This window comes from Agrobacterium sp. 22-223-1, from assembly GCF_053522385.1.
Window position 1 is genome coordinate 650,140 of record NZ_JBNWCN010000001.1, and the last position, 25,197, is coordinate 675,336.

24 protein-coding genes are annotated in these 25,197 nt (G+C 61.1%); 14 read left to right on the forward strand and 10 right to left on the reverse strand.

Features of this window, described 5'->3' with window-relative positions; genetic code table 11:
* Positions 1-36 precede the first annotated feature (36 nt).
* The 4 genes from copM to relB all read right to left on the reverse strand — a co-directional run bounded on the left by copM (position 37) and on the right by relB (position 2,161).
* Positions 37-411 (reverse strand): CopM family metallochaperone, encoded by a 375-nt coding sequence (gene copM / locus ACQZ60_RS03185; protein WP_338810066.1) that lies wholly within the window; start codon positions 409-411, stop codon positions 37-39.
* Positions 412-909: 498 nt separating this feature from the next.
* Positions 910-1,674 (reverse strand): hypothetical protein, encoded by a 765-nt coding sequence (locus ACQZ60_RS03190; RefSeq protein ID WP_080855994.1) that lies wholly within the window; start codon positions 1,672-1,674, stop codon positions 910-912.
* A gap of 6 nt (positions 1,675-1,680) precedes the next feature.
* Positions 1,681-1,950, reverse strand: coding sequence for a type II toxin-antitoxin system RelE family toxin (locus tag ACQZ60_RS03195; RefSeq protein ID WP_142843990.1), 270 nt, complete (start codon positions 1,948-1,950; stop codon positions 1,681-1,683).
* Positions 1,934-2,161, reverse strand: coding sequence for a type II toxin-antitoxin system RelB family antitoxin (relB, locus tag ACQZ60_RS03200; RefSeq protein WP_142843989.1), 228 nt, complete (start codon positions 2,159-2,161; stop codon positions 1,934-1,936). Before relB ends, ACQZ60_RS03195 begins: the two co-directional genes overlap by 17 nt.
* Positions 2,162-2,318: 157 nt before the next feature.
* Between relB and hisS the strand changes: the two genes are divergently transcribed.
* The 4 genes from hisS to hisG are packed head-to-tail and all read left to right on the forward strand — an operon-like array spanning position 2,319 to position 6,048.
* Positions 2,319-3,842 (forward strand): histidine--tRNA ligase, encoded by a 1,524-nt coding sequence (gene hisS / locus ACQZ60_RS03205; protein WP_080855997.1) that lies wholly within the window; start codon positions 2,319-2,321, stop codon positions 3,840-3,842.
* A 4-nt stretch (positions 3,843-3,846) separates the two neighbouring features.
* Entirely contained in the window at positions 3,847-4,215 is a 369-nt protein-coding gene (locus tag ACQZ60_RS03210) for a VOC family protein (RefSeq protein ID WP_448734741.1), read from the forward strand.
* A gap of 16 nt (positions 4,216-4,231) precedes the next feature.
* On the forward strand, positions 4,232-5,359 hold the full coding sequence (locus ACQZ60_RS03215; RefSeq protein ID WP_448734742.1) for an ATP phosphoribosyltransferase regulatory subunit: 1,128 nt from the start codon (positions 4,232-4,234) through the stop codon (positions 5,357-5,359).
* Positions 5,356-6,048 carry an ATP phosphoribosyltransferase gene (gene hisG, locus ACQZ60_RS03220; protein WP_020812640.1) on the forward strand — a complete coding sequence of 231 codons (693 nt, stop codon included), beginning with the start codon at positions 5,356-5,358 and terminating at the stop codon, positions 6,046-6,048. Before ACQZ60_RS03215 ends, hisG begins: the two co-directional genes overlap by 4 nt.
* A 64-nt stretch (positions 6,049-6,112) precedes the next feature.
* Here the strand turns inward: hisG and ACQZ60_RS03225 are convergent, their stop codons facing one another.
* The 4 genes from ACQZ60_RS03225 to groES form a co-directional block, all read right to left on the reverse strand.
* The gene (locus tag ACQZ60_RS03225; RefSeq protein WP_003519535.1) at positions 6,113-6,559 is read right to left on the reverse strand and encodes a DoxX family protein; all 447 of its coding nucleotides are present in this window, start codon (positions 6,557-6,559) and stop codon (positions 6,113-6,115) included.
* Between the two features lie 151 nt (positions 6,560-6,710).
* Complete coding sequence (locus tag ACQZ60_RS03230) at positions 6,711-7,145, reverse strand: hypothetical protein (protein ID WP_035236127.1); 435 nt, start codon at positions 7,143-7,145, stop codon at positions 6,711-6,713.
* An 842-nt stretch (positions 7,146-7,987) separates the two neighbouring features.
* Positions 7,988-9,622 (reverse strand): chaperonin GroEL, encoded by a 1,635-nt coding sequence (gene groL, locus ACQZ60_RS03235; protein ID WP_448734743.1) that lies wholly within the window; start codon positions 9,620-9,622, stop codon positions 7,988-7,990.
* Between the two features lie 74 nt (positions 9,623-9,696).
* Positions 9,697-9,993: a co-chaperone GroES gene (gene groES / locus ACQZ60_RS03240; RefSeq protein WP_448734744.1), complete on the reverse strand. Its 297-nt coding sequence runs from the start codon at positions 9,991-9,993 to the stop codon at positions 9,697-9,699.
* Positions 9,994-10,362: 369 nt separating this feature from the next.
* Here groES and ACQZ60_RS03245 point away from each other — a divergent pair, with 369 nt between their 5' ends.
* The 4 genes from ACQZ60_RS03245 (at position 10,363) to ACQZ60_RS03260 (ending at position 16,270) form a co-directional block, all read left to right on the forward strand.
* Positions 10,363-11,211, forward strand: coding sequence for a TIGR01459 family HAD-type hydrolase (locus ACQZ60_RS03245; protein WP_448734745.1), 849 nt, complete (start codon positions 10,363-10,365; stop codon positions 11,209-11,211).
* Between the two features lie 48 nt (positions 11,212-11,259).
* The gene (locus ACQZ60_RS03250; RefSeq protein WP_080852603.1) at positions 11,260-12,240 is read left to right on the forward strand and encodes a bifunctional riboflavin kinase/FAD synthetase; all 981 of its coding nucleotides are present in this window, start codon (positions 11,260-11,262) and stop codon (positions 12,238-12,240) included.
* A 280-nt stretch (positions 12,241-12,520) separates the two neighbouring features.
* Positions 12,521-15,424, forward strand: a complete 2,904-nt coding sequence (gene ileS, locus ACQZ60_RS03255) for an isoleucine--tRNA ligase (RefSeq protein WP_448734746.1) — start codon at positions 12,521-12,523, stop codon at positions 15,422-15,424.
* Between the two features lie 201 nt (positions 15,425-15,625).
* Entirely contained in the window at positions 15,626-16,270 is a 645-nt protein-coding gene (locus tag ACQZ60_RS03260; protein ID WP_448734747.1) for a hypothetical protein, read from the forward strand.
* Positions 16,271-16,320: 50 nt separating this feature from the next.
* Here ACQZ60_RS03260 and ACQZ60_RS03265 read toward each other — a convergent pair whose 3' ends face one another.
* Complete coding sequence (locus tag ACQZ60_RS03265; RefSeq protein WP_059760756.1) at positions 16,321-16,779, reverse strand: nucleoside deaminase; 459 nt, start codon at positions 16,777-16,779, stop codon at positions 16,321-16,323.
* Positions 16,780-16,850: 71 nt separating this feature from the next.
* On the opposite strand from ACQZ60_RS03265, the gene ACQZ60_RS03270 reads away from it, so the two are divergent.
* The 3 genes from ACQZ60_RS03270 to ACQZ60_RS03280 all read left to right on the forward strand — a co-directional run bounded on the left by ACQZ60_RS03270 (position 16,851) and on the right by ACQZ60_RS03280 (position 20,410).
* A complete protein-coding gene (locus ACQZ60_RS03270; RefSeq protein WP_448734748.1) occupies positions 16,851-18,758 on the forward strand; it encodes a pseudouridine synthase in 1,908 nt (635 codons plus the stop codon).
* Positions 18,739-19,296 carry a 16S rRNA (guanine(966)-N(2))-methyltransferase RsmD gene (rsmD, locus tag ACQZ60_RS03275; RefSeq protein WP_035259743.1) on the forward strand — a complete coding sequence of 186 codons (558 nt, stop codon included), beginning with the start codon at positions 18,739-18,741 and terminating at the stop codon, positions 19,294-19,296. Before ACQZ60_RS03270 ends, rsmD begins: the two co-directional genes overlap by 20 nt.
* Before the next feature lie 187 nt (positions 19,297-19,483).
* Positions 19,484-20,410, forward strand: coding sequence for a patatin-like phospholipase family protein (locus ACQZ60_RS03280; RefSeq protein ID WP_020809543.1), 927 nt, complete (start codon positions 19,484-19,486; stop codon positions 20,408-20,410).
* Between the two features lie 174 nt (positions 20,411-20,584).
* On the opposite strand, the gene ACQZ60_RS03285 is transcribed toward ACQZ60_RS03280, so the two are convergent.
* Positions 20,585-22,414, reverse strand: a complete 1,830-nt coding sequence (locus tag ACQZ60_RS03285) for a monovalent cation:proton antiporter-2 (CPA2) family protein (protein ID WP_020809542.1) — start codon at positions 22,412-22,414, stop codon at positions 20,585-20,587.
* A 116-nt stretch (positions 22,415-22,530) separates the two neighbouring features.
* Here ACQZ60_RS03285 and ACQZ60_RS03290 point away from each other — a divergent pair, with 116 nt between their 5' ends.
* The 3 genes from ACQZ60_RS03290 to ACQZ60_RS03300 all read left to right on the forward strand — a co-directional run bounded on the left by ACQZ60_RS03290 (position 22,531) and on the right by ACQZ60_RS03300 (position 25,078).
* Positions 22,531-23,877 carry a TldD/PmbA family protein gene (locus ACQZ60_RS03290; RefSeq protein WP_031233645.1) on the forward strand — a complete coding sequence of 449 codons (1,347 nt, stop codon included), beginning with the start codon at positions 22,531-22,533 and terminating at the stop codon, positions 23,875-23,877.
* Positions 23,878-23,970: 93 nt separating this feature from the next.
* Positions 23,971-24,777, forward strand: coding sequence for a 3'(2'),5'-bisphosphate nucleotidase CysQ (locus tag ACQZ60_RS03295; RefSeq protein WP_020809540.1), 807 nt, complete (start codon positions 23,971-23,973; stop codon positions 24,775-24,777).
* A gap of 61 nt (positions 24,778-24,838) precedes the next feature.
* The gene (locus ACQZ60_RS03300; RefSeq protein ID WP_003521023.1) at positions 24,839-25,078 is read left to right on the forward strand and encodes a DUF4170 domain-containing protein; all 240 of its coding nucleotides are present in this window, start codon (positions 24,839-24,841) and stop codon (positions 25,076-25,078) included.
* The last annotated feature ends 119 nt before the right edge of the window (positions 25,079-25,197 follow it).

Below are 25,197 nucleotides of genomic sequence, written 5' to 3' on the forward strand. Positions count from 1 at the left end.
CGCCAGCCGGCGCTCCCCGTTTGACACTAGCGGTCGTCACTTGCCCTTGGACTTCAGCCAGGCCTTCATCATGGCGATCTCGCCTTCCTGCGCCTTGATGACCTCTTCGGCCAGCTTGCGGATTTCCGGGTCCTTGCCGTATTCGAGCTGGACCTTGGCCATGTCGATTGCGCCCTGATGGTGCGGGATCATGCCGCGCACGAAATCGACATCGGCATCGCCGCTATAATCGATGGCCATATCGCCATGCATCTTCTTGCTGGCTTCCATGAAGGCCTTGGTGGAAGCGCTGTCGCTCATACTGCCTTTTGACATGTCATGTCCGGCATGGCCGCCCGCTTCCTGTGCGAGAACGGGCATGGCGAGAGAGGCCGCAAAAGCGGCGGCGAGCGTAATGGTCTTGATAGACATGGATTATCCTTCCTGTGTCTGACGGATTTTTCGAAGACGGGTCTGAAAAAATCTGGGGTCAGGCGCGGGGAGGCGGTAGCGGCGGCGCGGAAGCCTTGCCGTGAAAGACGATGCCGCGCTGCGGCTTGGGATAGTCAAAGGTCACCCGGCCACTATCGGCGAAGATAGTTCGCGGAACCACGATCAGGCAGGCGGCGCAGGAACCGGGATGTGCGGCATCTTCACCATGCGGGCACCAACCGCCCGTGCCCCCTCCGTGAGCCCCATTCTCCGCATGCGCCCGAGACACTTGGTCCCGATCCGGGGCTCGATGCGAATGGGCACCGTCATGTTTCATTGGCGACTGCGAGGATGCTGCCATGCCCGAGGCCATCGGCATGCTCATCGCCATCTGCGCCGGCATTGCGCCGTATAGCAGGAAGGCGAGGAACATCAATGTGCGGACCACCTGGGACATGGCGTGAATTTACTGCTGGAATTATGGAATAAGCATGACGATCAGGTCAGTTCACGCGCGATGACGTGATGCACGATGCGATAATCCCTGCTTTCCTCGCCAAACGGGGCAAGCGGCCATTCCCATGCGGCGGCGGGGGCGGGAAGCTCGATGCCATGCAGCAGGTCTTCATGCTGGTGCAGGTTGCCGTCTTTGCCGATCACGTCGAAGGAGGTGTCCGTTATCAGGCAGGCCTTGCAGGGCAGGCCAGCCAGCGCTTCCAGATGGGTGTGAATGAGCTTCGGCAGAAGATCGTCCGGGGCATCTGCGATCTTTTCCCGCTCCAGCCGGTGGCGTGCGCCGGTGCCGATCTGTGACAGGAGATTGGCCGATACCACGAGATCGAGATAGGGCACCCGCCGCAGGAAATCGAGCGGTTCCGCCGGCCGACCGGCGAGAACATCGTCAAAGCCGGAAAGATCGCGGTTGGCGATGCGGACATTCTTTTTGGCATTGAGGCGCAGCTTCGCCTGCACGCTGGCGAGATGCACCAGATCGACCAGCACGACCGTATCGAACATCGCCACCAGCGCATCATAGGGCACATCGCGTAACAGGCCAGACCCCAGCACGACGGCCGTTCGCCGCTGCTTCAGCTTTCTGGCCGATTGCAGCACGAATTGCCGGCTGTTGTTTTCATGCTCCGCCCAGGCTTTGGCGCAGCGGTTGGCGCGCGCCCAGAGGTTGACGGAATAGCGGATATGCGGCCGGAATTCTTTCGGCGTGACCGCGCGCGTGGCGGCATATTGCAGGGCTTCGAGGATCATGAATGCCTAACGGTAGATTTCACGGCGATGGCCGATTTCGACCACCAGCACGACGAGCTTGTGATCCTGTATATCGCAGATGATGCGGTAATCGCCCACCCGGTAGCGCCAGAAATTTCCGAGTTCGGAGCCTTGCAGGGCGGCGCCGGTCTGGCGTGGATCATCCAGTGCCGCCAATCGTTCATGCAGAAAACTCCGGATTCGCTGGCGCATTTCCGGATTTATCTTGCGCATCTCTTTCTGGACAAGCGTGTGATATTCAATTGTCCAGATCACGCCAGAACTCCTCGGCGCTTACAATCTTCGATTCTCCACGCTGGATGCGCCGCGTCGCCTCCTCCGCAAGATAGAGATCCTCCATATCTTCGATATGTTTCTCGATTGCCTCGCGGATGTAATAGGCGGATGTGCGGCCGGTGCGCTCGGACAGCGCTTTCAGCCGCTCATAGGTCTCGTCCGGCAGGCGTATGGCCGTCTGTTTGCTCATGGGTCGCGTCCTTCCCGATCCGAATTGGGATACATGTATCCCATATAGCACCGCTTGGCCGCAGCGGCCAGTAAAACCGGAGCCTTTGCGGCTTGCCGCACCGGGCTTCATCCTCTAATACACCGGCATAATTTCAGGAAAATATCGGATCGGCATCATGAGCGAAAAAGCAAAAAAGCCTCAGAAACTGAAAGCCCGCCTGCCGCGCGGCTTCGTGGATCGCTCGGTTGCCGATATTCATGCCACCAACGAGATGATCGAGAAGATCCGCAGGGTCTATGAGCTTTATGGCTTCGATCCGGTGGAAACCCCGCTGTTTGAATACACCGATGCGCTCGGCAAGTTCCTGCCGGATAGCGATCGCCCGAACGAAGGCGTGTTTTCGCTGCAGGACGATGACGACCAGTGGATGAGCCTGCGCTACGATCTGACCGCGCCGCTCGCCCGTCATGTTGCGGAAAATTTCAACGAAATCCAGCTGCCCTACCGCACCTATCGCGCCGGTTATGTCTTCCGCAATGAAAAGCCCGGCCCCGGCCGCTTCCGGCAGTTCATGCAGTTCGATGCCGATACCGTTGGCGCCGCCGGTGTGCAGGCCGATGCCGAAATGTGCATGATGATGGCCGATACACTGGAAGCGCTCGGAATTCAGCGCGGCGACTATGTCATCCGCGTCAACAACCGCAAGGTGCTCGACGGCGTCATGGAAGCCATCGGCCTCGGCGGCGAGGACAATGCCGGTCGACGTCTCAATGTGCTGCGCGCCATCGACAAGCTCGACAAGTTCGGTCCCGAAGGTGTGAAGCTGCTGCTCGGCCCCGGCCGCAAGGATGAATCCGGCGACTTCACCAAGGGCGCTGGTCTTGGCGAGGAGCAGATCGAAAAGGTGCTGTTTTTCGTCGGCATCAAGGACTATGCGGCAAGCGCCGATGATCTGGCGAAATTGGTCGCGGGCACCTCGAAAGGTGAGGAAGGCGTTGAGGAACTGAACATCATCGGCGCTCTGGTCACCAGTGCCGGTTACGATGCGACGCGCATCAAGATCGACCCCTCGGTCGTTCGCGGCCTCGAATATTACACCGGCCCCGTCTATGAGGCCGAGCTGACATTCGACGTCACCAATGAGAAGGGCGAAAAGGTCGTGTTCGGCTCCGTTGGCGGCGGCGGCCGTTATGACGGCCTCGTTTCGCGCTTCATGGGCCAGCCGGTTCCGGCCACGGGCTTCTCCATCGGCGTTTCGCGCCTGATGACGGCGCTCAAGAACCTCGGCAAGCTCGGTCAGGTCAAGCCGCTTGCACCGGTTCTGATCACCGTCATGGACGGTGATGTGGAGAGTATGGGTCGTTACCAGCGCTTCACGCAGGCGCTGCGCGCCGAGGGCATCCGCGCTGAAATGTATCAGGGCAACTGGAAGAAATTCGGCAACCAGCTGAAATATGCCGACCGCCTCGGTTCCCCCATCGCCATCATTCAGGGTGGTGATGAGCGCGCCGAAGGTGTGGTGCAGATCAAGGATCTGATCGAAGGCAAGCGCCTCTCCGGCGAGATCGAGGACAATGCCAGCTGGCGCGAGGCGCGCGTGGCGCAGGTCAGCGTGCCGGAAGCCGAGCTGGTGGCGAAGGTCCGCGAGATTCTGGAGCATCAGGCAGAGGACGTTCGCCGCGCCGCCGAAGGGCGCTGAAGCCATGGCGATCCTTGCGCTCGACCATGTTCAACTGGCGATGCCGGCGGACCGCGAAGATGAGGCGCGCGCTTTCTATGGCGGCCTGCTCGGCTTTGCGGAGCAGGCAAAGCCCGCCAATCTGGCCACGCGTGGCGGGTGCTGGTTCAGCCGGGGTTCGATAAAACTGCATCTCGGCGTCGAGCAGGATTTCCGCCCGGCGAAGAAATCCCATCCGGCCTTTCTGGTCGATGATATGGCAACCTTGCGAAAAACACTTGAAACAGCAGGCTGCCATGTGGTTGAGGATGAGCCGCTTGAAGGGTATCACCGGTTTTATGTCCATGATCCCTTCGGAAACCGCATCGAAATGATGCAGCCGCTCGAACCGTGACGAAAAGTACCGTTCCATGCCCCTGATCGACATGCCGGAATTTTCCGGAGAGCTACTGGAAGAATTCGCCGCGCGCCGCACGAGCCGTGTGAACACGCCCGTCATCCAGCCCGCCGAACCGTTTCTGGATATGGCCGGCGAGGATTTGCGCCGCCGTATCTTCATGACGGAGAGCGAAACGGGTGAGAGCCTCTGCCTGCGCCCCGAATTCACCATCCCGGTCTGCCTGCGCCACATCGAAACGGCGACCGGCACGCCGAAGCGTTATTCCTATCTTGGTGAAGTCTTCCGTCAGCGCCGCGAAGGTGCCAATGAGTTTTATCAGGCCGGTATCGAGGATCTCGGCGATACCGATATCGCCGCCGCCGATGCCCGTGCCGTCATTGACGCCACCGGCATTCTGCAGCGCCTGCTGCCGGGCCGGGCGCTTGCCGTCACGCTGGGCGACCAGCAGGTGTTCGAGGCGGTGGTTGCAGCGCTTGGCCTGCCGCTTGGCTGGCAGAAGCGGCTGGTGCAGGCATTCGGCGATATGGCGCAGCTCGACGCGCTGCTGGAAAGCCTTGTGCATCCCAAGCCGATGACCGGCCTCGATGCCCGGGTCGCCGGCCTTCTGGCAACGGGCGACGAGACGGTGCTGGTCGATTATCTCGATACGGTGATGCAGGAAACCGGCTATTCCACCAATGCCAGCCGCGCGCCGCAGGAAATCGCCCGCCGCCTGCGGGAAAAACTGGCGCTTGCCGCCACGCGTCTGCCGGATGAAAGCTTCGCGCTGCTCAAGCAGTTCCTGGCCCTGAAGGCGCCGTTGCCGCAGGCATCGCAGGTTCTGGCGGATTTTGCCGCAAAGGCGAAGCTGAAACTGGATGGCGCGCTTTCCGCTTTCGACAAACGCGTCGCAGCGCTTGCCAATGCCGGTGTCGATCTCGAAACCGTCACTTATGGCGCGGCCTTCGGTCGTCCGCTCGACTATTATACCGGCCTCGTTTTCGAGGTGGTGGAAGCGGGCGCAGACAGCGTGCTGGCCGGTGGCGGCCGTTTCGACCGGCTGCTGACCCTGCTCGGCGCACAGGAAAAAATCCCGGCCGTGGGCTTCTCGCTCTGGCTGGATCGCATCGAAGCGGTGCGCGGGAGCGACAAGCCATGATCACCATCGCATTGCCCTCCAAGGGCCGGATGAAGGAAGACGCCTCCGCCGTTCTGGAGCGCGCCGGGCTGAAAGTCGCGGCTGTCGGCAATGACCGCTCCTATCGCGGTCGCATCGAAGGGCGCGACGATATCGAGATCGCCTATCTCTCGGCTTCCGAGATCGCCCGCGAGATCGGCGCCGGCACCGTGGATTTCGGGGTGACGGGTGAGGACCTCGTGCGTGAGGGGCTGACCAATGCCGATGCGCAGGTGGAGTTCTGCGCCCGCCTCGGTTTCGGCCATGCGGATGTCGTGGTCGCCGTGCCGGAAATCTGGCTGGATGTGGACAGCATGGCCGATCTCGGCGATGTCGCTTCGGAATTCCGCGCCCGTCATGGCCGCAGGCTCGCCATCGCCACCAAATATTGGCGGCTGACACAGCAGTTCTTTTCGCGCCAGCACGGCATTCAGCTTTATCGCATCGTCGAAAGCCTTGGCGCGACCGAGGGTGCGCCCGCAGCGGGGCAGGCGGATATCATCGTCGATATCACCTCAACCGGCTCGACGCTGAAGGCCAACCACCTGAAAATCCTCTCGGACGGCATCATCGTCCGTTCGGAAGCCTGCTTCGTGCGTGCCCGCAAGCCGGAACATGAGGGCGATGCGGCGGTTCAGGAAATCGCCTCGCGCATCAGGGCTGCGGTCTGACGACGTAAAACAAAAAAGCCGCCGGAGCGATCCGGCGGCTTTTTTATTGGTCAATCTGTCTGGCTCAGGCGTGAGCCACAGCCGCGCCACGCTTAGCGTCGACGGAATAGGCGCCGGGGCCGAAGGCGGCAAGCAGTATGTAAGCGCCGGCAAGGGTGATGTTCTTCACCATCATGATGCCGTTCAGCGTGTTGATCCAGCCAAGAGCCGGCTCAGGCCAGCCGGGAACGGCAACGGTGCCGCTGTGGAACACCAGACCGGTGAATACGCAGAAGACGGCAAGCGCCCAGGCAGCGATTTTGGTCTGGAAACCAGCGAGAATGGCAAGACCGGCAACGAGTTCGAACAGGCCTGCAATATAGGCAAGCGCGGTTGCGGCGGGCAGGCCGGCGCCCGTGATCATGCCGGCCGTACCGGCCGGATCGACGAGCTTGCTGAAGCCCGACGTGATGAAGATGAAGGAAAGCAGAATACGGGCGATGAGAACGAGAACGTTCTGGCTGCTGGACATGGATATCTCCGGTAAATAGTCGGCGTGTCGCCGGTTGAACTGCAATGTCTGGAGATATCAATGACCGAAAATCATCCGCCCATAAAGATGAACAATAGAAGACAAATCGTCTTCATTTTGTGAACGGCGCTGAGCGTCTGTCCCGCTATGTTCAGGCGGCGAAGCGAATATCCTCAAAGCGCGGAAACAGGAAAAGCCCTGATATGCGCCCTTGCTGGCCGTCTTCGAAGCCGGAAGATTCACCCATGCAGATGACCGGCTGCCGCATCGCCGGCAAGATGGAGAGGCCGGTTGAAAAACAGAAACGTGAGGGTGCGGTGGAAACCTGCTCGAAAAGTTCCAGAACGCGGGCGTGGTCAGCGCGGTCGTAACAGCGGACGAGGCTGAGCAATCCGCACTCGCCCGGCGGCAGGCCGTGCATGAATGATGCGTGTTCGCCGAGCCGGATGACGCCACTGGAAAGATCGCTGCTCCACTCCTCCGACATGAAGAAATGCGACAGGGTCCGGGGATCGGGCGTGGTCGTTACCGCCGCAGGCAGAGCATCGTTGCGTCTTGATATTTCAAACAAATCGCGCCCCCGCATGAACACGTGCCAGCGCCGCCACTTCAAGCGCCACTGCCAGGTTGAACCTTTACCGCCACCCGCAGTCGAACGTGTTTGCCACGCATCGAAACCCCTTCAATGCTGGCCGCCCCGTCGCGGAACCCTTACGGGGGGTGACTTATAGTTTATTTTCCCCTACCTACAACAACCAGCCAGTGAGAAAATCAAAAATATTATGTATTTCTTCTTCAATATCGCGAGATATGCGAAAAAGCACAACTAAATAGCGCACTTATAAGCCGGTCCGAGTGGAAATCGGCCCCGTATGGGGTGGTGATTCGCTCTTGAATGTGCCCTATTATTGCATAGGGCTGCAAAAAATAGCCGGATAAAATCACGCCTGTTCCAAAACGGGACAATACACGAACCTTTCCGCTTTTGGCCTTCAGAATTGTGCAACCTGTTGATTTTCATGAAGCATCTCTCGCGAGAACGCTGACGTCATCCTTGGGCCTGTCCCCCACTGCCGTCCGATTTAAATTCCGGACGGGCGGCAGCCTTTTCGTAATGGAGGGTCAACATTCCCTCGACGTCATCCTCGGCCCTGTGCCGAGGATCTAATCACGTCGAATAAAATCAATCGGTTGCAGATCCTCGGGACAGGCCCGAGGATGACGTCGGCATGATTGGCTTCGGCACGGCATGCCCGAAAATAATAGAACCAATGACACCTGACTTCTTCGAGAAATTTAAACGGGACGGCAGTGGCCTATCCCAAGGATGAGGCCGATAAAATGCGCCGCCTTCCATCATCACGCATGGGCGGCAAAGAAAAAGGGCGGTCCGAAGACCGCCCTTTCTTAATCCGGTGACAGGACTGATTAGAAGTCCATGCCGCCCATGCCGCCGCCCGGCATTGCCGGCATTGCAGCTTCCTTCTTCGGAAGCTCGGCGATCATGGCTTCGGTGGTGATCAGCAGCGAAGCAACCGAAGCTGCGTTCTGCAGAGCCGTACGAACAACCTTGACCGGGTCGACGATGCCGAGCTGGATCAGGTCGCCATATTCGCCGGTCTGGGCGTTGTAGCCGTAGTTGTCTTCGTTCTTCTCGAGGATCTTGCCGACAACGATGGAAGCTTCGTCACCTGCGTTGTCTGCGATCTGGCGAACCAGAGCCTGCAGGGCGCGGCGGATGATGTTGATACCGGCTTCCTGGTCGTCGTTTTCACCCTTTGCGGTGATCTTCGTGGACGAACGCAGCAGGGCAACGCCGCCGCCCGGTACGATGCCTTCCTGAACGGCAGCGCGCGTCGCGTTGAGAGCGTCGTCGATGCGGTCCTTCTTTTCCTTCACTTCGACTTCCGTCGAACCGCCGACGCGGATAACGGCAACGCCGCCAGCGAGCTTGGCAAGACGTTCCTGCAGCTTTTCGCGGTCGTAGTCGGAGGTGGTTTCTTCGATCTGGGCCTTGATCTGGGCAACACGGCCTTCGATGTCGGACTTCTGGCCGGCGCCGTCAACGATCGTGGTGTTTTCCTTGGAGATCGAAACCTTCTTCGACTTGCCGAGCATGTCGAGGGTAACGCTTTCGAGCTTGATGCCGAGGTCTTCGGAAATGACGGTACCACCGGTCAGGATGGCGATGTCTTCCAGCATGGCCTTGCGGCGGTCGCCGAAGCCCGGAGCCTTGACGGCAGCGATCTTGAGGCCGCCACGCAGCTTGTTGACGACGAGCGTTGCAAGAGCTTCGCCTTCTACGTCTTCAGCGATGATGACGAGCGGCTTGCCGGTCTGAACGACAGCTTCGAGAACCGGCAGCATAGCCTGGAGGTTCGAAAGCTTCTTTTCGTGCAGAAGGATGTATGCGTCTTCGAGGTCAGCAACCATCTTTTCCGGGTTGGTCACGAAGTAAGGCGACAGGTAGCCGCGGTCGAACTGCATGCCTTCGACGACTTCGAGTTCGGTTTCAGCGGTCTTGGCTTCTTCAACAGTGATGACGCCTTCGTTGCCGACGCGCTGCATTGCTTCAGCGATGTCGAGACCGATCTGACGCTCGCCGTTTGCGGAGATCGTGCCGACCTGTGCAACTTCTTCCGAAGTGTTGATCTTCTTGGCCTTGGCCTGAAGGTCCTTGACGACTTCTGCAACAGCAAGATCGATGCCGCGCTTGAGGTCCATCGGGTTCATGCCGGCAGCAACTGCCTTTGCACCTTCGCGAACGATGGCCTGGGCCAGAACCGTTGCGGTGGTGGTGCCGTCACCGGCGATGTCGTTGGTCTTGGAGGCAACTTCGCGAACGAGCTGTGCGCCCATGTTCTCGAACTTGTCTTCCAGTTCGATTTCCTTGGCGACCGAAACGCCGTCCTTGGTGATGCGCGGAGCGCCGAAGGACTTGTCGATAACGACGTTACGACCCTTCGGGCCGAGGGTTACCTTCACTGCATCAGCGAGAATGTCGACGCCCTTGAGCATCTTTTCGCGCGCTGAGCGGCCGAATTTGACTTCTTTGGCTGCCATTTTCAAAACTCCTGGTTTCGAACGGCCGGAATGGATCCGGCTTGAAATTTAAGGAAACGATGGGTTCGGCGAAATCAGCCGATGATACCCATGATGTCGGCTTCCTTCATGATCAGAAGGTCTTCGCCGTCGAGCTTGACTTCGGTGCCCGACCACTTGCCGAACAGAACACGGTCACCAGCCTTGACGTCGAGAGCGACGACCTTGCCGGACTCATCGCGTGCGCCGGAACCGACGGCGACGATTTCGCCTTCCTGCGGCTTTTCCTTGGCGGTATCGGGAATGATGATGCCGCCCTTGGTCTTGGCTTCGGATTCAACGCGACGAACGACGACGCGATCGTGAAGCGGGCGGAAATTGGTGCTTGTCATTGCCTAATCCCTCGATCAAATGACTTCATGAACCTTCGCAGGCTCGCGTGATGGGTGTTAGCACTCTTCTTGTTTGAGTGCCAGCGGAACCGAGATAAGGAGGGCTTCTTCCGGAGTCAAGAACGCCCTGTCTGAAAAATTTCATGGCTTATGGTTATCAGCGTTCCATGACAGAAATTTCCCATGCGCGGACGGGCGCGGCGACGTCGTTCTTTTCGCGCGTTGCGGCCGCATCGCATCTAAGGGGCATTTGTGTTCATGCTGCGTCAGGCGGGCCAAAGACCGGTCTGGCAGCGCTTTTTTCCTTGCCATCGGCGTCCCGCTTTGCGATGTGACGCTCACCTTCTTCTCGCATCCGGAAAGCATCTCATGGCCCATCGCATTCTCACTCTCGGCGAAATCACGGCTGGGTTCGACGTTATTCTTTCGGATGTCTGGGGCGTGCTGCACAATGGCGTCAGCGCCTTTCCGGATGCGGCAGTTGCCCTGCGGGAAGCGCGCAAGGCCGGCAAGACGGTGGTGCTCATCACCAATTCGCCGCGTCCCGCTCCCGGCGTCATCGCCCAGCTTCGCGTTCTCGGCGTGCCGGATGAGGCCTATGACCGTATCATCACCTCCGGTGACGTCACCCGCGGCCTGATCGCGGAAGGCCCGAAAAAAGTCTTCCTGCTCGGCCCGGAACGCGATCTGCCGCTGCTGGACGGTCTCGATGTCGAGCGCGTCGGCGAGCCGGAAGCGCAGTCCGTGGTCTGCACCGGCTTTTTCGATGACGAGACGGAAACGCCTGAGGATTATACCGAAATGCTCAAGGGCTTCATTGCCCGCAACGTGCCGATGATCTGCGCCAATCCCGATCTGGTGGTGGAGCGCGGCGAGCGCATCATTCCCTGCGCCGGCGCCATGGCCGCTTACTATGAACAGCTCGGCGGCGAGGTCCGCATTGCCGGCAAGCCGCATGCGCCGATCTATGAAGCCTGCCTTGCGGCGGCCAAAGAAGTGCGCGGTGCCTTCGCCAAGGATCGCGTGCTTGCCATCGGGGACGGCATGCCGACGGATGTGAAGGGCGCGATTGCGAGCGGTCTCAACCTTCTTTATATCAGCGGCGGCATTCACGCCGCCGAATATACGCTGAACGGCCAGACGGACGAGGCGCTTCTCAACGCCTATCTCAAGGGGCAGGGTGCTGCTCCCGGCTGGTGGATGCCCCGTCTCGCCTGAGGACATCTTGCCTCAAGGAATAGCTGGCGCAGGAATGGATCGATTGCCATGACCGTCTTTCACCGCAATGAAAAAAAGGAGCCGCTGCCGGAAGCTCTTCGCGGCGGCGTCATCGCCATCGGCAATTTCGACGGCGTGCATCGCGGCCACCGGGCTGTGCTGGATCGTGCCCTGGAACTGGCGGAAGCCCGTGGCGTTCCCGCGTTGGTGCTGACCTTCGAGCCGCATCCCCGTTCCGTCTTCCGTCCCGATACGCCGGTCTTCCGTCTCACGCCCGCGCCGCTGAAGGCGCGCATCCTTGAGGCCATCGGTTTCCGCTCCGTCATCGAATATCCCTTCGACCGGGAATTTTCGCAGCGCTCGGCGGAGGAATTCGTCCAGTCCATTCTGGTCGACTGGCTTCACGCCAGCGCTGTCGTCACCGGCTTCGATTTTCATTTCGGCAAAGGCCGCGAAGGCGGTCCGGCATTTCTGATGGAGGCCGGCAAACGCCATGGCTTCGACGTGACGCTGGTGGACGCCTTCCGCGACGAGGGCGCGGATGTCGTCTCCTCCAGCCGGATTCGCTCGCTTCTGTGCGAAGGCGATGTGGCGGGCGCCGCAGGCCTGCTCGGTTATCGCTTCACGGTGGAAAGCGAAGTCATTGGCGGCCAGAAACTGGGGCGCACGCTGGGTTACCCCACCGCCAACATGGCGCTGGCGCCGGAAACGGAACTGAAGGCCGGCATCTATGCCGTGCGGTTCCGCCGCCCGGACGGTTCGATCCGCGATGGCGTGGCAAGCTTCGGTTACCGCCCGACCGTTACCGAAAACGGTGCGGCGCTGCTTGAAACATTCGTCTTCGATTTTTCCGGCGATCTTTATGGTGAGGTCTGTTCGGTCTCCTTCTTCGGGCACCTGCGCGACGAGCTGAAATTCGACGGTCTCGATCCGCTCGTCGCCCAGATCAGGCGCGATGAAGAAGAGGCGAGGGCGATGTTATCGGGCGTGCGCCCGCTCAGCGAACTGGACGCCAGGATCGCGTTCTGACCGGGTAAGGCCGGTCAGCCTCTGTTCCGGCCGATATTGCCGTCGCTTTTCTCTTCCTTTTTGCCGGAAAACCGCATAAACAACCGGCCATGTCCCAATACCGGTTGATGTTCAAAACTCAGATTGGCCGAATTATTGGCCCGGCCTTCCGCCCGCTCTGACGAGCCGGAAGGTCCGGGATTTTGGCGCTTGTCATGACTTTGGTCATGGCGCTTTCCGTATTTGCCCTCTTTGAAATTGAGACGGCGCGACCGACACGGCGCGCAACAACGGTACGATTATGAGCGACACCGCAGAAAAACTGGATTACTCCTCCACCCTCTATCTGCCGCAGACGGATTTTCCGATGCGCGCCGGCCTGCCGCAGAAGGAACCGGAAACGGTCAAGCGCTGGCAGGAAATGGGCCTCTACAAACGCCTGCGCGCCTCCGCCGCCGGCCGCGAAAAATTCGTGCTGCATGACGGCCCGCCCTATGCCAACGGCAATATCCACATCGGCCATGCGCTGAACAAGATCCTGAAAGACGTCATCACCCGCTCTTTCCAGATGCGCGGTTACGACGCCAATTACGTTCCGGGCTGGGATTGCCACGGCCTGCCGATCGAATGGAAGATCGAGGAAGCCTATCGCGCCAGAGGCAAGAACAAGGACGAGGTTCCGGTCAACGAATTCCGCAAGGAATGCCGTGACTTCGCGGCCGGCTGGATCAAGGTTCAGTCGGAGGAGTTCAAACGCCTCGGTATCGAGGGCGACTTTGAAAACCCCTATACGACGATGAACTTCCACGCCGAAGCCCGCATCGCCGGCGAACTGCTGAAGATCGCCCGCACCGGCCAGCTTTATCGCGGCTCGAAGCCCATCATGTGGTCGGTCGTCGAGCGCACCGCGTTGGCGGAAGCCGAAGTCGAATATGCCGATGTCGAGAGCGACATGATCTGGGTGAAGTTCCCGGTTGTGCAGGCATCTCCTGTTCTTTCCGGTGCTTCCGTCGTCATCTGGACGACCACGCCGTGGACCATCCCCGGTAACCGCGCCATCGCGTTTTCGTCGCGGGTCGAATATGGCCTCTACGAAGTCGAAAGCGCGCAGAACGATTTCGGTCCGCAGCCGGGCGAAAAGCTGATCTTTGCCAAGAAGCTCGCCGATGAGGCCGCAGCCAAGGCGAAGCTGACCTTCAAGCTCGTTCGCGACGTGAAAACCGAAGAACTGGCCGCCATCACCTGCGCTCATCCTTTGGCGTCGCTTGGCTACGATTTCCCGGTTCCGCTTCTCGAAGGCGATCACGTCACCGACGATGCCGGTACGGGCTTCGTGCACACCGCGCCGAGCCACGGCCGCGAAGACTTTGACGTCTGGACCGCGCATCAGCGTGAGCTGGAAGCGCGCGGCGTTTCGTCGGCCATCCCGTTCCCGGTTGGCGATGACGGTTTCTACACCGAAGACGCCCCCGGTTTCGGCCCGTCCGCCGAAGGCGGCGCTGCCCGCGTCATGGACGATAACGGCAAGAAGGGCGATGCCAATGACCGCGTCATCAAGGCGCTGATCGCGGAAAACAACCTGTTTGCCCGTGGCCGTCTGAAGCACAGCTATCCGCATAGCTGGCGCTCCAAGAAGCCGGTCATCTTTCGCAACACGCCGCAATGGTTCGTCTATATGGACAAGGAACTGGGCGACGGCACGACGCTGCGTTCGCGCTCGCTGAGCGCTATCGACGACACCCGCTTCGTTCCGGCCTCCGGCCAGAACCGCCTGCGCGCCATGATCGAAGGCCGGCCCGACTGGGTTCTGTCGCGCCAGCGCAGCTGGGGCGTGCCGATCGCCGTCTTCGCCGATGAGAAGGGTGAAGTTCTGATCGATGAGGCCGTCAACGCCCGCATCCTCGAGGCCTTCGAGGCCGAAGGTGCGGACGCCTGGTTCGCTGAAGGCGCCAAGCAACGGTTCCTCGGCGATGACCACGACCATGCCCGTTGGCAGCAGGTCATGGACATTCTCGACGTCTGGTTCGACAGCGGCTGCACCCACACCTTCACGCTGGAAGACCGCCCGGACATGAAGTGGCCGGCGGATGTCTATCTGGAAGGTTCCGACCAGCATCGCGGCTGGTTCCACTCGTCGCTGCTTGAAAGCTGCGCGACGCGCGGTCGTGCGCCCTATAACGCCGTTGTCACCCATGGTTTCACCATGGATGAGAAGGGCGAGAAGATGTCGAAGTCCAAGGGCAACGTGGTTTCGCCCCAGGAAGTCATGAAGGACGCCGGCGCGGATATCCTGCGCCTGTGGGTCATGACCACGGATTATTGGGAAGACCAGCGCCTCGGCAAGGCCATCATCCAGACCAATGTCGATGCCTATCGCAAGCTGCGCAATACCATCCGCTGGATGCTCGGCACGCTCGCCCATTACAAGGGCGAGGAGATCGCCTATGCCGATCTGCCGGAGCTGGAAAAGCTGGTGCTGCACCGCCTGTCCGAACTGGATGGTGTCGTGCGCGAAGGTTATGACGGCTTCGAGTTCAAGAAGATCGCCCGCGCGCTGGTGGATTTCGCCAATGTCGAGCTTTCGGCCTTCTATTTCGATATCCGCAAGGACACGCTCTATTGCGACGCGCCGTCGTCGCTGAAGCGCCGGGCGGCCCTGTCGGTCATTGCGAAGCTGTTCGATTGCCTCGTCTCGTGGCTGGCACCCATGCTGCCCTTCACGACGGAAGAGGCCTGGCTGTCGCGTTATCCGGATGCGGAATCGGTGCATCTCGTCCAGTTCCCGGAAATCCCGGCGGAATGGAAAAACGATGCGCTGGAAGCGAAGTGGGAAAAAATCCGCAAGGTCCGCACGGTCGTCACCGGCGCGCTGGAAGTGGAACGCCGTGAAAAGCGTATCGGCTCTTCGCTGGAAGCCGCTCCGGTCGTGCACATCGCCGACGCCGATCTTCTGGCGGCGCTGAAGGGGCAGGATTTCGCCGAAATCTGCATCACCTCGGCCATCTCGGTGGTGGGCGATGAAGGCCCGGCCGATGGCTTCCGCCTGCCGGAAGTGGCAAAGGTCGTGGTCGAGCAGAAGCTGGCGGAAGGCGCAAAATGCGCCCGTTCCTGGCGCATCACCACCGATGTCGGTTCCGATCCGGCCTATCCGGAGGTTTCCGCTCGCGATGCGGCCGCGCTGCGAGAGCTTGCAGCCCTCGGATGATCCGAGGCTGCGCATCGTTCCTGTTGAAACCCGATTCCGGGTTTGGGGCCGATGCGCGATGAAAATGACCGGATGAATTGCGCTTTGCCTCTTCATCCGGTACACCTGCCTGAAAATGGCCGGATTTGCACGGCAATGCGGGCTGCCGCCTGCCGAAAGACGATGTCTGGCGAAGTGGGACGGACGGCTGGAAGGGTTTCAATGAAGACGATGCAGGGTAATGCGCAGGGTTTGGGCATGTTTCGCACGGTTGTTGGCATCACGACGATAGGCGTGTTGCTCGGCGCGTGCACGAGCCCGACCTACGGCACGGGCAAGACGGCGGCGGAACAGCTTGTCGACGATCTTGGCAACGCGACCTCGATCACCGGCAATGACCAGGAAAAGCGCAACCTGAAATATAGCCCCCGCCCGGGCCTCGTCGTTCCCGCCCAGACCCGTGCCGAACAGCTGGCCGAGCCGCAGCAGAACATGGCAAGCCGCGAAAACAATCCGCAATGGGTCGAATCGCCGGAAGAAACCCGCGAACGCCTGCGCGAAGAGGCGGACGCCAACAAGAACAACCCGCATTATCGTTCGCCGCTGCTCGCCGGCAACGGCACGGCCGGCCAGATGACCGAAACCCAGAAATGGGAAGCCTTCCGCAAGGCCAAGGCCGATGCCCAGGGCGGCTCCGTCGTCAACGCCCAGCGCAAGTTCCTCACCGATCCGCCGGCTGAATATCGCAGCGTTCCGCAGGATCAGCTGACCGATCTCGGCGAACCGGAGCAGAAGAAGGAAAAGCGCCGCAAGAAAGAAGCGGCCGTGGCAAATACCGGCAAGAGCTGGTGGAACCCCTTCCAGTAATAACGAATGGCTGATGGCCCGCGGGAAAGCTTGCGCCTCCCGCCGGTCGCTCAATCGTCGAGACGTTTCTCGCGGAAAAATTGCCGCAGGATTTCCGCACTTTCGCTTTCCGCCAGTCCCGAATAGACATCCGGCGCATGGTGACATGTCGGCTGGCTGAAGAAACGCACGCCACTCTCCACTGCGCCGCCCTTCGGGTCTCGCGCGCCGTAATAGAGCCGGCGGATACGGGCGAATGAAATCGCCGCCGCGCACATGGTGCAGGGCTCCAGTGTCACGTAGAGATCGGCGCCGGGCAGGCGTTCCTGCTCCAGCGCTTCGCAGGCCATGCGGATCACGGCGATTTCGGCGTGAGCCGTCACATCGTTCAATTCACGGGTGCGGTTGCCGGAACGGGCGATGACGCGGCCGTCCATAACCAGTACCGCGCCGATCGGAACCTCCTGCCGCTTAGCCGCGGCACGGGCTTCCGAAAGCGCCAGCTCCATGAAATGCGTCCTTTCGGCCATTGCGTTTCAATTTCCTCTTAACCCTTGTGCTTGGACCTGATAGGACAGCCCAAACAACAGGCAAACAGCAAATGACTTTTAAAGACAAGCCGAAGCGTGACGGCGGCAAGACATTTAGCCGCGACAGGAAGCCGAAAGGCCCCGGCAAGCCCGCCGCAGAGCGCGAAAAGAAACCTACCGAGGCAAAGGCCGCCCCGGTGCCGGAAACCGTTGGCGCTTCCAAGCCCGAGCGCATTTCCAAGATCATGGCACGCGCAGGCGTCGCCTCGCGCCGCGATGTCGAGCGCATGATCATGGAAGGCCGCGTGTCGCTGAACGGCGTCAAGCTGGATACGCCGGTGGTGAACGCCACGCTGTCCGACAAGATCGAAGTCGACGGCATGCCGATTCGCGGCGCCGAGCGCACGCGCCTGTGGCTTTACCACAAGCCCGCCGGTCTGGTGACGACCAACTCCGACCCGGAAGGCCGCCCGACCGTTTTCGACAATCTGCCCGGTGAACTGCCGCGCGTCCTGTCCATCGGCCGCCTCGATATCAATACCGAAGGCCTGCTGCTGCTCACAAACGATGGCGGACTTTCCCGCGTGCTGGAACTGCCGACCACCGGCTGGCTGCGCCGCTACCGCGTGCGCGCCCATGGCGAGGTCGATCAGGCCGCACTCGACAAGCTGAAGGAAGGCATTGCCGTCGACGGCGTGCTCTACGGCGCAATCGATGCCACGCTCGACCGCACCCAGGGCCACAATGTCTGGATCAGCATGGGCCTGCGTGAAGGCAAGAACCGTGAGATCAAGAACGTGCTCGGCGCGCTCGGTCTCGAGGTCAACCGCCTGATCCGCGTTTCCTACGGTCCGTTCCAGCTCGGCGATCTCGCTGAAGGCAAGGTGCTGGAAGTGCGCGGCCGTATGCTGCGCGACCAGCTCGGCCCGCGTCTGATCGAACAGGCCGGCGCCAATTTCGACGCGCCGATCTACAATGCGCCCGTTGAGGATGAAGAAGACGACGCGCCGAAGCGGCCCGTAAAATCCGAATGGGCAAAGAGCGATGCCCCGGAAGGCAAGCCGCGCTTTGAAAAGAGCGGCAAGTCCGAGGACCGTCGTGAAAAGGCGCTCGGCCGTCTCGACACCAAGCGCGGCGACAAGCCGGCCGGCAAGTTCGGCTCCAAGCCCGCCGGGAAATTTGGCGCCAAGGGCCGCAGCGAGGATGAAGGCGACGACCGCCGCCCACGCCAGGCCGCCGGCACCAGCCGCACGGCCAATGTCTGGATGGCGCCCGGTGCAAGGCCCACCCGTGACGGCAAGGAACGCAAGTCCTCCGCCCGCGCGGAAGCCGAAAACCTCTTCAAAAAGCCTTCCGCCCAGGACGAAGCGCGGCGCAACGTCGTCCGGCATGCGGATGCCGAGGGCGAGTGGATCCGTTCGGATTCCCCCCGCGAAGAAGAAGGTGGTCGCGGACGCGGCGACCGCCCGCGTGGCGAAAAGAGCTTCGGTGATCGTGGTGGACGCGGTGGAAAGCCGTTCGGCGACCGGCCATTCCGCGACAAGCCGCGTGAAGAAGGTGATCGCCCGCGTGGCGACCGTCCGCGCGGTGAAAAGAGCTTCGGTGACCGCCCGGCACGCGGCGGCAAACCTTTCGGCGACCGGCCGTTCCGTGACAAGCCGCGCGAAGAGGGTGACCGCCCACGTGGCGAAAAACCTTTCGGTGATCGTCCGTTCCGCGACAGGCCCCGTGAAGACGGTGACCGCCCACGCGGCGAGCGCCCGGCGGGAGACAAGCCCCGTGGCGGCAAGCCGGCCGGTAAACCCGGATTCGGCAAGCCATCTTTCGGAAAATCGGGCGAGCGTGGTGAACGTTCGGGTTTCTCGGGCAAGAGCAAAGGCCCCGGTGGTCCCGGCGGCGGCAAGCCGGGCGGCAAAGGCCCGGGTGGCAAACCTTCTGGAGGCAGGGGAATGACACGTAATGCGGATCGTAGGCGGTGAGTTCCGCGGCCGGAGTCTGGCCGCGCCGAAATCGAATTCCATTCGTCCGACCATCGACAGGACGCGGGAAAGCCTCTTCAATATTCTGAGCCATGCCTATCCGGAAAGTCTGGATGGCACGCGCGTTCTGGACGTTTTCGCCGGAACCGGTGCGGTCGGTCTGGAGGCGCTTTCGCGCGGCTGTCGCGTGGCGCTCTTCGTCGAAAACGGCGTGGAGGGCAGGGGGCTGCTCTGGGAAAATATCGATGCGCTGGGTCTGCATGGCCGCGCCCGTATCCTGCGGCGTGACGCCACCAAGCTCGGCGGCGTCAACAATATCGAGCCCTTCGATCTTCTCTTCGCCGATCCGCCCTATGGCTATGGCCATGGCGAGAAGGCTTTCGCGGCCGCCCATGGCGGCGGCTGGCTGAACCCCGGCGCGCTTGCCATTCTCGAAGAGCGCGGCGATGTGACGGTCAAGGTCGATCCGGTTTTCAAACCGCTCGAAAGCCGCATCTTCGGCGATACGAAAATGCATTTCTACCGTTACGAGCCCTAAAGCATTTCCAGCAAAAGTGGAGCCCGGTTTTCCGTCCGGAAATGCGACATAACAAAGAGTTAGAGTGTTTTCGCGATTCGAAGAAAAGCGAAAATGCTCTAACAGCAGCGTTTCCCGTCACGCCACGGTCTTGTCTTGTTTGCGCAATAGGCAGAGTCTTTGCCGTGGAAAGAATTTGGGTATTCGCATGGAGCAGGGTGTAAACGAGAGCATAACGATCGTCCGCGCCGGGGAAGAGGTTCTCGAAGGTGACGGCGCGGGCGGCCATGAGCCGACTTTCGGACTGGCGCTCGGCGGCGGCGGCGCACGCGGCATCTGCCACATCAACGTCATCGAGGCGCTGGACGAACTCGGCATCCGGCCCGTGGCGATTTCCGGTTCGTCCATCGGCTCCATCATCGGCGCGGGCAGGGCGGCCGGCATGACCGGCCGGGAAATCCGTGAATACACGCTTGAACTGATGGGACGAAAAGGCTCGGTCGCCAACCGGCTCTGGAGCCTCGGCCCGGCATCGATGCGCCATGCGGTGGACGGTTTTCGCCTTGGGCAGTTCAACCTCGAACTCATCCTGCACGCCCTGATGCCGCAGGCTCTGCCGAAGGATTTTTCCGAGCTTGCCATTCCGCTCAAAGTGATAGCCACGGATTATTACGCCCAGACCGAAGTGGTGGTGGAACGCGGCGAGATCATCCAGGCGCTGGCCGCATCTGCCGCCATTCCCGCATTGTTCATGCCGGTGCGTATAGATGGCCGCATCATGATCGACGGCGGCATTTTTAATCCGGTGCCCTATGAGCATCTGCTGGACCGCGCCGATATCGTCATCGGCGTCGATGTCGTCGGCGGCCCGGAAGGCGACGGAACCACCATGCCGAACCGGCTGGACAGCCTGTTCGGCGCCAGCCAGCTGATGATGCAGGCGGCGATTGCCCTGAAACTGCGGCTACGCCCGCCGCATATTTTCCTGCGCCCGCCCGTGCACCGTTTCGGTGTGCTGGATTTCCTGAAGTCCGAAGAGGTGCTGAACGCATCGGCCGGCATCAAGGACGATCTGAAACGGCAGATCGACATGCAGGTGGAACTGTTTCACCGCGGGCAGGGTGTGGAGGCGTGACAAGTGAGGCGAGTTTTCTTCTCCCCGAGGGGGAGAAGGTGGCCCGAAGGGCCGGATGAGGGGGTACCCTCTCCGAATATCGCTACCCTTGCCCCCTCATCCGCTGCCACGGACTTCTCCCCGGCGGGGAGAAGAAACAAGTGGCGCTCGCCCAGTCACTAAGTTGAACTCAATTCACAGCGAAACTTCCGTCTCGCTGTCCTCCGCATCCTCTTCTTCTTCCCACTTTTCCGCCTTGGTCTTCGGCTTCATCAGCGGTTCGGGCTTCACCTCGCGCACCGGCTTGTTGTGCAGCATCTGCCGGCCGGCGGCGAGGCCTTCCACGGCCTGTAGCTGAAGCCGCTCCTCGTCGCGTTCGCGAATGTCGTCGGCAATCGCCAGCGCCCTTTCGCCGTCCATATCCAGCCCCTCCAGAATGCGCCTGCCGAACAGGAGGCCCGATTCCAGCGTCTCGCGGATTTCATATTCCACGCCCTTTTTCCTGAGGTCGAGGGAATGCACGCGGTCATAGGAGCGGGCATAGATGCGCACGCTCGGAAATTCCGACTGGATCATATCGATGATACGGTCGGTCACCTCCTTCTTGTGGGTGCAGACCGCAACGAGATCGGCCCGCTCGATGCCGGCGGCGATCAGCACGTCCTTGCGGGTGCCATCGCCGAAAAAGATGCGGAAGCCGAAACGGGCGGCCTGGCGCACGCGGTCGGCCGAGCTGTCGATGACGGTTACGTCGCGCCCGCCGGCGAGCAGGATCTGCGAGGCGATCTGGCCGAAGCGGGAAAAACCGATCATCAGCACATCCGCGCCCGCGCCGTCGAAATCCTCTTCCAGCTTGTCCTCGTCCGCATCCTCCGCCGTCAGCCGGCGTGAAATAACCGCCAGAAGCGGCGTCAGCGCCATGGAAAGCGTGACGACGGCAACGAGGATCGAGGCCGTCGCCTGCGGAAACAGCCCGGAGGCGGCAGCCGTAGTGAAGAGCACGAAGCCGAATTCCCCGCCCTGCGCCAGAAGCAGCGCGATGCGGCTCGATGCATAACGCGACGAGCCGGCGATGCGGCAAAGGCCATAGATCAGGGCTGCCTTCACCGCCATCATCGCCGGTACGGCGATCAGGATGAGCAAAATATGCTCATAGACGATATGGATATGCAGCGACATGCCGACCGCCATGAAGAATAGCGCCAGAAACAGGCCGCGAAACGGCTCGATATCGGCTTCCAGCTCATGCCGGTAGGAGGATTCCGACAGCATCAGCCCCGCCAGCAGCGCGCCCATGCCCATCGACAAGCCCACCGCCTCCATGATGGCGGCGGCGCCGATGACGACGAAGAGGGCGGCGGCGATCATCACTTCCCTCGCACCGGTGCGGGCGATGATCTGGAACATCGGCGTCAGAAGATAACGCCCGGCCAGCACCATGCCCGCCACCGCAAGGACGGAGGCGATGAGATCGGACACCATCGAATCCGTCGGCACATCCGGCCGGTTGGAAAGAATAGTGACGAGGGCAAGAAGCGGCACGATGGCGAGGTCCTGAAACAGCAGGATGGAGAAGGAGCGATTGCCGTGCCGCGTATTCATGTCGCCGTCATCGGCAAGGATTTGCAGCGCAAAGGCGGTGGAGGAAAGCGCAAGGCCGAAACCGGCGACGAGGCTGCCGCGCCAGTCGATCAGCCCTGCCCACCAGGCAATGGCCGCCAGCACGCTGCCCGTCACCAGCACCTGCGCCATTCCCAGCCCTAAAATATCGCGCCGCATCTGCCAGATGCGCGACGGCTTCAGTTCCAGCCCGATGATGAAGAGCAGGAAAACCACGCCCAGTTCCGAGACGTTGAAAATGTCCTTCGCATCCGTGACCAGATGCAGGAACGGCCCGATGATGATGCCCGCCACCAGATAACCGAGCACGGTGCCAAGCCCGAGCTTGCGGAAAACCGAGGCCGCGATGACCGCGCCGGCCAGAAGCAGCAGGGGTTCGGAAAAGAGAGCGTCGTGCTCGGTCATGCGGGCGGACTTTCGAATAGGGTGGCGACAATACCGTCCGAATGGAGAAAGCGGCGTTTCGCCCTTGATGCGGGGTTGCTGGCACAATAAATGGAACAGGAATGAAAGGCCAACTCATGTCCTCAGAAATAGATTCTTCCAAACTTCTCGATCGCGCCAGCCAGCTTGTCGATCTTGCCCGCGCCGCCGGTGCGGATGAGGCGGATGCCGTTGTCGTCCGCTCCCGCTCGCAATCGGTCGGCGTGCGGCTCGGCAAGGTGGAAAGCACCGAATCCTCCGAAAGCGACGATTTTTCCCTGCGCGTCTTCGTTGGCCGACGGGTGGCGAGCGTTTCGGCCAATCCGGGCTTCGACCTGAAGACCTTGGCGGAGCGGGCCGTGGCCATGGCGAAGGTTTCGCCGGAAGACCCCTTTGCCTGCCTTGCGGACAAGGAACGGTTGGCCACTTCCTATGACGATCTTCAGCTTTTCGATGCGACGGAAGTGTCGGCGGATCAGCTGCGTGAGGCAGCCCTTGCTTCGGAAGAGGCGGCGCTGGCCGTCAAGGGCGTCAGCAATTCCTCGGGCGCCGGTGCATCGAGCGGCATGGGCGGCCTCGTTCTCGCCACCTCGCACGGTTTTTCCGGCAGCTATATGGGCAGCCGCTTCAGCCGTTCCGTCAGCGTCATTGCCGGCGAAGGCACGAAGATGGAGCGCGACTACGATTTCGACAGCCGCCTTTATTATGCCGATCTCGATGCCGCCGAAGAAATCGGCCGCCGCGCCGGTGAAAAAGTGGTGCGCCGTGTCGGCCCGCGTCAGGTCGATACCGGCAGCAACATCACTGTGGTTTTCGATCCGCGCATCGCCCGCGGTTTCGTCGGTGCGATTGCCGGCGCCATCAACGGCGCGTCCGTTGCCCGCAAGACCAGCTTCCTGCGCGATAAGATGGGCCAGCAGGTTCTGAAAAAGGGTCTTTATCTTACCGACGATCCGCAGATCGTGCGCGGCCCGTCCTCGCGTCCCTTCGATGGCGAGGGCGTGCGCGGCGAGAAGATGACGATGATCGAGGACGGTGTTCTCAAGCACTGGTTCCTGTCCACTTCGGCCGCGCGGGAACTCGGCCTTGAAACCAACGGTCGCGGCGTGCGCGGCGGCACGGCGGTTTCGCCGGCCTCCACCAATCTGGCGCTGGAGCCGGGGGATCTCTCGCCGGATGACCTGCTGAGACAGGTCGGAACCGGCTTTTACGTCACCGAGCTGATCGGCCACGGCGCCAATATGATCACGGGTGAATATAGCTGCGGGGCGAGCGGTTTCTGGATCGAGAACGGCGAAAAGACCTTTGCGGTTTCCGAGGTCACCATCGCCTCGAACCTGAAGGACATGTTCATGCGGGTCACGCCGGCTAACGATATCGACCGCAAATACGGCGTCGCCGCCCCGACGCTCGCCATCGAAGGCATGACGATCGCGGGCAAGTGAGACGGCCTGCGGGTTGTTTTCGCCGGCACTTTGTGTGCAAGTGCGAAGAGAAAAACGGGCGCGCCGTTTGAGGCGCGCGGAAAAGACGGCAAAATGAACGATATGGCTGAGGCCCGCTGGGCCTCCGATCTGAGGCTGGTCCTCGAAGCCGCCCGCAAGGCGGGCGAGACGGCCCTCGGTTTCTTCCGCAAGGATCCCGAGGTCTGGTGGAAGAATGGCGGGCTTTCGCCGGTCAGTGCGGCCGACTACGCCGCCAATGAAATCCTCGAAACCATCCTGCGCTCTGCCCGGCCGGATTACGGCTGGCTTTCCGAAGAGACGGATGACGATACGGACAGGCTTTCCCGTTCCACCGTCTTCGTCGTCGACCCCATCGATGGCACCCGCGCCTTCATCGGCGGCCGGGACACCTGGTGCGTCAGCGTTGCGGTGGTGCATGAGGGGCGGCCGGTGGTCGCGGCCCTTGTCGCCCCGGCGCTTGCCGAGGAGTTCACGGCATTTGAAGGCGGCGAAGCGCTGAAAAACGGGGCGCCCGTTTTTGCCGCGCGCGAAAACGCCGGTATCTTCCATCTGGCGGCGCCCGAAGACGTGATCGCGCATCTGCCGGAAGAGGTGCGGGGCGGCGTCAAGCGCATTCCGCACGTGCCCTCGCTCGCCTACCGGCTGGCCATGGTGGCGGATGGCCGTATCGACGGAACGCTGGTCAAGGCGAACTCGCACGAGTGGGATCTCGCCGCCGCCGACCTCATTCTGGAGAAGGCCGGCGGCCGGCTGGTCGGGCTGGATGGAAAACCTCTGATGTATAATCGCCGGCAGGTGAACCACCCCGCATTGTGCGCCGCAGCAGATTATGCGCTGCCTGCACTTTTGAAAGCGTTTTCACATCTGTCTGACAGTTGACGTTTGCCGGGAAATCCCGCAGATGAATGCCTCTCTCAGAGTTTAAGAAAGAGACAAAGACATGACGGAATCTGGCAAACAGAAACAGCTGCTGCACCTCGTATTCGGCGGCGAACTGGAAAACCTTCAGGATGTTCAGTTCCGGGATTTGAAGGCGCTCGATATCGTCGGTATCTATCCGGACTATGCTTCCGCGCTCACCGCATGGAAGTCCAAGGCGCAGATGACTGTCGATAACGCTCATATGCGTTATTTTATCGTGCATATGCATCGTCTTCTCAATCCGGACGACAAAATTTGAGTCCTTTTGCCCTTGCGTTGTAATACTATTGGGTGAAAGCGAGTTTTCCCGTGATTCCTGCGCGAGCGGCGCAGGCCGGGAATACCGGGGCGAGAAAATGTGATCGCGCTTTCGTTTCC

Coding starts and splice junctions, on each gene's coding strand:
- ACQZ60_RS03295 (WP_020809540.1), top strand. CDS start 23,971: ATGAACGATATGGCTGAGGCCCGCTGGGCCTCCGATCTGAGGCTGGTC.
- ileS (WP_448734746.1), top strand. CDS start 12,521: ATGAGCGACACCGCAGAAAAACTGGATTACTCCTCCACCCTCTATCTG.
- rsmD (WP_035259743.1), top strand. CDS start 18,739: ATGCGGATCGTAGGCGGTGAGTTCCGCGGCCGGAGTCTGGCCGCGCCG.
- ACQZ60_RS03225 (WP_003519535.1), bottom strand. CDS start 6,559: ATGTCCAGCAGCCAGAACGTTCTCGTTCTCATCGCCCGTATTCTGCTT.
- ACQZ60_RS03300 (WP_003521023.1), top strand. CDS start 24,839: ATGACGGAATCTGGCAAACAGAAACAGCTGCTGCACCTCGTATTCGGC.
- ACQZ60_RS03245 (WP_448734745.1), top strand. CDS start 10,363: ATGGCCCATCGCATTCTCACTCTCGGCGAAATCACGGCTGGGTTCGAC.
- ACQZ60_RS03270 (WP_448734748.1), top strand. CDS start 16,851: ATGACTTTTAAAGACAAGCCGAAGCGTGACGGCGGCAAGACATTTAGC.
- ACQZ60_RS03280 (WP_020809543.1), top strand. CDS start 19,484: ATGGAGCAGGGTGTAAACGAGAGCATAACGATCGTCCGCGCCGGGGAA.
- hisG (WP_020812640.1), top strand. CDS start 5,356: ATGATCACCATCGCATTGCCCTCCAAGGGCCGGATGAAGGAAGACGCC.
- ACQZ60_RS03290 (WP_031233645.1), top strand. CDS start 22,531: ATGTCCTCAGAAATAGATTCTTCCAAACTTCTCGATCGCGCCAGCCAG.
- ACQZ60_RS03230 (WP_035236127.1), bottom strand. CDS start 7,145: ATGCGGGGGCGCGATTTGTTTGAAATATCAAGACGCAACGATGCTCTG.
- ACQZ60_RS03250 (WP_080852603.1), top strand. CDS start 11,260: ATGACCGTCTTTCACCGCAATGAAAAAAAGGAGCCGCTGCCGGAAGCT.
- ACQZ60_RS03215 (WP_448734742.1), top strand. CDS start 4,232: ATGCCCCTGATCGACATGCCGGAATTTTCCGGAGAGCTACTGGAAGAA.
- copM (WP_338810066.1), bottom strand. CDS start 411: ATGTCTATCAAGACCATTACGCTCGCCGCCGCTTTTGCGGCCTCTCTC.
- ACQZ60_RS03285 (WP_020809542.1), bottom strand. CDS start 22,414: ATGACCGAGCACGACGCTCTCTTTTCCGAACCCCTGCTGCTTCTGGCC.
- hisS (WP_080855997.1), top strand. CDS start 2,319: ATGAGCGAAAAAGCAAAAAAGCCTCAGAAACTGAAAGCCCGCCTGCCG.
- ACQZ60_RS03190 (WP_080855994.1), bottom strand. CDS start 1,674: ATGATCCTCGAAGCCCTGCAATATGCCGCCACGCGCGCGGTCACGCCG.
- groL (WP_448734743.1), bottom strand. CDS start 9,622: ATGGCAGCCAAAGAAGTCAAATTCGGCCGCTCAGCGCGCGAAAAGATG.
- ACQZ60_RS03265 (WP_059760756.1), bottom strand. CDS start 16,779: ATGGCCGAAAGGACGCATTTCATGGAGCTGGCGCTTTCGGAAGCCCGT.
- relB (WP_142843989.1), bottom strand. CDS start 2,161: ATGAGCAAACAGACGGCCATACGCCTGCCGGACGAGACCTATGAGCGG.
- groES (WP_448734744.1), bottom strand. CDS start 9,993: ATGACAAGCACCAATTTCCGCCCGCTTCACGATCGCGTCGTCGTTCGT.
- ACQZ60_RS03260 (WP_448734747.1), top strand. CDS start 15,626: ATGAAGACGATGCAGGGTAATGCGCAGGGTTTGGGCATGTTTCGCACG.
- ACQZ60_RS03210 (WP_448734741.1), top strand. CDS start 3,847: ATGGCGATCCTTGCGCTCGACCATGTTCAACTGGCGATGCCGGCGGAC.